This is a genomic window from Cellvibrio mixtus subsp. mixtus J3-8 (assembly GCF_000766945.1).
GTDB classification, from domain to species: domain Bacteria; phylum Pseudomonadota; class Gammaproteobacteria; order Pseudomonadales; family Cellvibrionaceae; genus Cellvibrio; species Cellvibrio mixtus_A.
Window position 1 is genome coordinate 1 of sequence record NZ_ALBT01000126.1, and the last position, 5,712, is coordinate 5,712.

General features: G+C 40.5%; 3 protein-coding genes. All 3 read right to left on the reverse strand.

What is annotated here, in order from left to right:
- On the reverse strand, positions 1-4,614 hold a 4,614-nt coding region (locus tag A596_RS23785), incomplete at its 3' end, for a calcium-binding protein (RefSeq protein WP_039913039.1).
- A 45-nt stretch (positions 4,615-4,659) separates the two neighbouring features.
- Entirely contained in the window at positions 4,660-5,262 is a 603-nt protein-coding gene (locus tag A596_RS04880; protein ID WP_039913040.1) for a hypothetical protein, read from the reverse strand.
- Positions 5,263-5,505: 243 nt separating this feature from the next.
- Positions 5,506-5,712, reverse strand: a 207-nt coding sequence (locus A596_RS23070) for a hypothetical protein (protein ID WP_039913042.1), incomplete at its 5' end; no start/stop codon positions are given.

Sequence of the window (5,712 nt, forward strand, 5' to 3'; positions counted from 1 at the left end):
ATCACCCGTGAGCACATCGTTGCTCGTTGTGCCGGTAAAAGAATACGGTTTATGTAACGCGAGTTCGGCATTAATGCGCTGCACATCCCACACATTATTGTTATCGAAATGAATTTGTTCGATTGAATTTATAGTGAGCGCACCTTGCGCATTGAAGGCATTGAGCACAGTAATACTGTCGGTGTTATTGATGCGGATAATGAGATTATTGCTGGTATCCCTGCGCAAACTGACCTGGGATTCGGTAACACCTGCTGCAAAATGGATATGGTCCGTACCACTCACATCATCAATCAGATCGGCACCATCACCCGTGGCAAAATAATAATGGTCATCACCTTTATCACCGTATAATTTATCGTTACCTTTTCCGCCGGTGATCGTGTCTCCGCTTCCATATCCAAAAAGCTGATCAGCAAACTCAGTACCTGTTAGATTAATTCCTTTTGCTGACTCTTCAAGGATACGCGCAAGATCCCAGTGTTGCCCGTTGTTAAATTCAATACGCTGGATTGCTTTATCAGCAATAACATCACCCGTCGTCTCACTAAAAATACCATTAACAATAATATGCTGATCGTCAGAAATGATAATTAATAGATTATTCCCTACACGACGTAACCTTAGTTGCTCTGGTGATACTCCTGCAGAAAAACGGATAGTATTGATGCCGCCATTTTCATAAACAGTATCGTTGCCATCACCACTTCGTATTACATAAACATCATTACCTTGGCCACCATATAAGGAGTCATTTCCCTTTCCACCCGTAATGATTGATCCTTGCGCGTGAGCAGTTAGATTATCATCCAATAACCCACCTACAAGCTGCGCACCTGCTGCTCCCACACGGGTGATAGCCGTTTCAAGGTTTTCCAATAGGAAGTTTTCAATAGTAGTTGCGCCTGAAGATCCTGAACCAACAACAGAGGCTGCCTCAATTGAATCGCCAGTGGACATATAATCGATAGCACCATTCAATCCATCTTTGATAAAGATGCTTCGCCCTCGATATCTCAGAACCAAATCATTCCCTTGAGCTGTTGCGCCCATATCATTCAGATTGTTAAGACCGAGGAATGAAATTGTATCTTTTCCGCCATTATCATTAATCGATGTAACAGAAGATATGGGGGAATCTGATGCAGAGAAATTTGCGACTGTGAACGCTAAATTATTATTGTCAGTATTTGCAAATGCATGAATTTCAGCACCGGTAGCGATGTAGGTATCAATGATGTAAAGATCATCATCTTCATCGCCATTTAAAATTTTGTCCTCAAGGGTTCCTACAATAGTGTCAGCGCCTGTACCTCCCAATATCGTGTCTACACCTTCTCCACCGTATAAATAATCGTTGCCGGTATTACCTATCAGCTGATCGTCCCCATCTCCACCGTACAGAAAATCATTGCCTTGATTTCCATTTAGTGAATCATTTCCCTTGCCGCCGTACATAATGTCATCTGAGCCAATCTCGGTTGAATCAGTGCTATCGCCTAGCATTAGATCATTTCCATCACCACCAATTAGCGTGTCATTACCCCAACCACCCGACAAGGTATCATTGCCACTTCCGCCATCAACCAGATCATTGCCTTGGTCTGCATAGATAACGTCGTTGCCTTCACCGCCTTGCAATTCATCACGGGCATACCATCCGAGCAGCAAATCATCGCCTTTTCCGCCGTGCAAATTAAGGTGTTTATAATTAGCGACGCTTTCTAAGGTAACTCCATCTTTTAATGCTTTTGGCAACAAACCAAACTCAAAATACACGCCGTTACTTAAAACAAACTGGCCATCGTTCCAGGATGGATGACTATAGGAGATACGCATATTGAATGATGCGTTAAAGTTATCCGAGTTATAAGAATAATGAGAAACACCGGCGTTAATCGCAGCCGGGTCATAAAGCGGCGTACTGTTTGTCACTACTATTTTATATTGCCACCCATTTCCATGAGCGGATGCTCCGGTATAAGTCCCTGGCTCGATACCTGCCCACGCTGAATAGCCGTGTTCATTTGTAGTTCCGACTGTTTTCTTATCAGCTTTAAATCCTTTTTTGAAATGTTGGCTAAAATCCTGCCATGCAATGCTTGCCCTTACATCATCGCTCACCCCATCAACAGAAGGACCATTGAACCTGAACATATGCAATACACTACCGCCCAGCAACATGTCATTGCCGTCACCACCAAGCCAGGTTGAGCCCGATGCAATACCGGAGATAACATCGTCGCCATCACCACCATCAATCCAGTCCTTTCCTCCACCACCTGCCGGTATAATAATATCTGAAGGATTCGCACTGGAAACCAATCCGCGATTATTGCCCGCCGTTATCCAATCATCACCGTCACCGCCATATAATTTGTCATCTCCTGAACTGCCATGAATAAAATCGCCACCTGCGCCACCGTGAATTTCGGAAGCAGAATAATGCTGGTTTTCTTCAAAATAGGGGAATAATTGATTGGGGTTTGCGTTGCCGTTGATGATATGCAGAGAAGAACTTTCTTCGTTTTCGAATTCTTTTAAGGTAATACCAAATTGACCGGACACCCAATTATCAATCGTAATACTGCTGCCTGAATTTGAAAGGGAATTTATCAGCAGTGATTTTTTACCACCTTCTTCAATCAGGATAACTTCTACTGTGTTGGAAGCATTGCTATAAATCAGGCTGTCTTTGGAGGTTTGTGTTAACTCACCAATAGCGCCGTTAATATCCAGGGTATTTGAGCCTTCGCTATCAATAATAATATCGCGACCGAAATTGCCGGTGAATTTATAGGTATCGTCGCCTTCACCGCCCTTTAAAATGTCATTCCCTGCCTCACCAATGAGAGTGTCTTTATCCTTACCACCCACTAACAAATCTGAACCTTCGCCACCAATAAGCTCATCATCACCAGCACCACCAAATAAAGCATCGTGACTGCTTAAACCACTAAGTTTATCATTGCCATCCATGCCATAAATGCGGTCGTTATATGCCCCACCGGTTAATTCATCAGCCTGTGAGCCACCAAAATTAATTACGTGAGTTTTATCACCATTACTACCCTCGGATAAAAGATTTAATGAATCCCTTTTATCCAAAAATAGAATGTCATTTTCTCCCTTATTCGTGTTTTCATCATTGATTTCATCTTCTTCATTACGAGAAATCAATGCAGCCAACATTGCTGCCCGGTCTTGATACCATACATCGGAGAAATTTTCTTTACCTTGACTACGCTCAGCAGGCGTTAATGCCGCATCTGCATTCCAAAGTGCATAAATATCTAAATTAGCTTTTTGGAGAGCACTTTCACCACCCTCCAACACAAAAGGGGCCAGATGATAAAGAGAGAGAAAATGGCTGAAATTATTTTTTGCTTCAAATGGGCTTGCATCTTTGGTTACATTGACTTTCTCAGCCAACGAAATAAATTCGCTATTTTTTCGAATAAGATCAATATGTGAATGCAATGACTCCCTATCGTCCGTAATAACATTGCTATCACCAGTGTTAAACATACGAACCAGTGTTGATACAATATTTTCTAAACTTTTTTCTGCTGCATTACTTGATGAATTAAAAATAGACAACATATCATCAAGCAAGACGTTCTTATCCATTTTAAAAAATAAGTCATACACCGCCAATGTATCCGTTATTGGCTTTGTACCATGCCCTAATGTATTATCAATAAAACCAGCTTGCTCAATAAATACTGGCTCATGCCCTCCAGGTTGCTTTAGCAATACATCTTGCGTTACGAATTCAGGGTTCCGCTCACCGTATAAATTCAAAATTCCATCACTATTAAAGGAGTCGCCTCCAAACAACATATTAAAAAAATTGGATACATTCTTGGACGCAAACCCACTCAAACCAACAATACCAAAACCAGCACCATTAATTGTTAATGCATCGGCGTTGATATCTGGGAATAATCGCGTAAATGCCGATGCTAGATGGCCACCCAAACTATGTCCAGTTACTGTCAAACCTTTAGCTGCAATTTCATCCCCAAGCCCAAGACCTGTTTGGTATTTCACATCAGAAAATGCAGTGTCAGAATTTTCCCATATAACACGTCTAACCGTATTGCTGGGGAAATCCACTACAACATCATCACGCAAAGCCAAACCTGCTAGGAAAATAGCTCGTGTTGTTTTATCACCAAACCTATTAATAAACTGAAGTGTAGCGGTTTCAGTATCTAACACTTCTAATTTTGCAGCAGTATAAACCCCAGCTGAATTCAGCCATGCCCATGTATTTACTAAATCAATTATTTGATCAAGGGCAATGCCATCCGTAACAATATCGCCGACATCCGCATCGACGATATCCTTTGCCCATTGCTTAGTTGGCTCCGTGCCACGAAAAGCTAAGACAAACCCATCGATTCCTTCAAAAAGGCTAGTGGAAAACCCAGTGGAAGTGTTAGGTAAATGAGCCCTTACAGTCCAGCGAGACAAAATATCATCAGCTTGCGCTTCAGAGAATTCACTTGCCAATAGAGCATCTTTAACTTCAGGAAAACTCGAAAAATCAGCATAACTTGCCTCCGCAAGGCTAGCTAAATCAAAATAATCATTAACCAAAACACTCATAGCAATCTCCTATAAAAAATTCCATTAAAAACAAATATTTTAAAACTAATATCCCCACTTCATTTTTAACTTTGAATAATATTCCTTAACTTTAAAAAGAACTATCTCCTTTTCAGTATCATCAAAACAAGAATCGGACGAAAGCCATATTTTAATAGCTCTATTATCTCCTCCCAAAGAAAGATTTCCGTAACCCCTTGAAAAATCAATTTTTTCAGCTATTAAATTATTAGTTTCAATTTCATAGATTTTTTCAGAAAATTTCTTTATTGGTGGATACGAATACTCATCAATTTTAAATGACGTTTTAAATTTTTCATTTTTTAGCCTTGAATCATCCATATCAATATATTTTTCATAAGGATGAAGCGTATCAAGTACTCCAGGATTTTTCCTGTCCCACTGCTCAGGAGTAACATAAACCTTGAATCCAGCTTCTTTTTCACAGAGCTGCTTATGCGTCCATAAGGTAGGGATTAAATCGCCGAAAGCCGGCCAATACCCCGCCAGAAAACCGATAACCCCCAAAATAATCGCTGCTTTTTTTGATTTTAAAACCTTTGCCCCCAAATAGGCGGCACCTATTACCAACAAAATCCAAATTATCAAATAAAGAAGCATGAAAAATATAATTGCTAAACCAAACATGGAATCACCTGAAGTGTTTAAGAATAAAAAAATAGAATTCGATATGTATCGGAACGATACAATGAAGAAAAGCAGCTTTTAATCATCTGCTTATCGAGATAAGTAGCTCTTATGAAGCTATAATCCATTTTTACATCCAGTGTGATTGGATTCATAGTTATGAATCGTCCATTGCCCTGTAGGTTTAAGGGGATATGTATGCAGTGCGGATAATATCAATTGGTGCCATTTTGTAAACGGTGTTTAGGCGACTTTATCTATAAAAAATACTTCGTCATTTTTTGCACTGAAATAGACGGTTGATATTGAGCAAGCTAACTGACTTAAAGTACAACAACTTGTATAACTGTCATGCGCCGCTTCGCCACCTGGAACGTCACGCTCAAACTCTACAGTGAGATCACCACCGGCAATCAATCCATAATGCTCTTCAATCAAACGTTCAGCCTG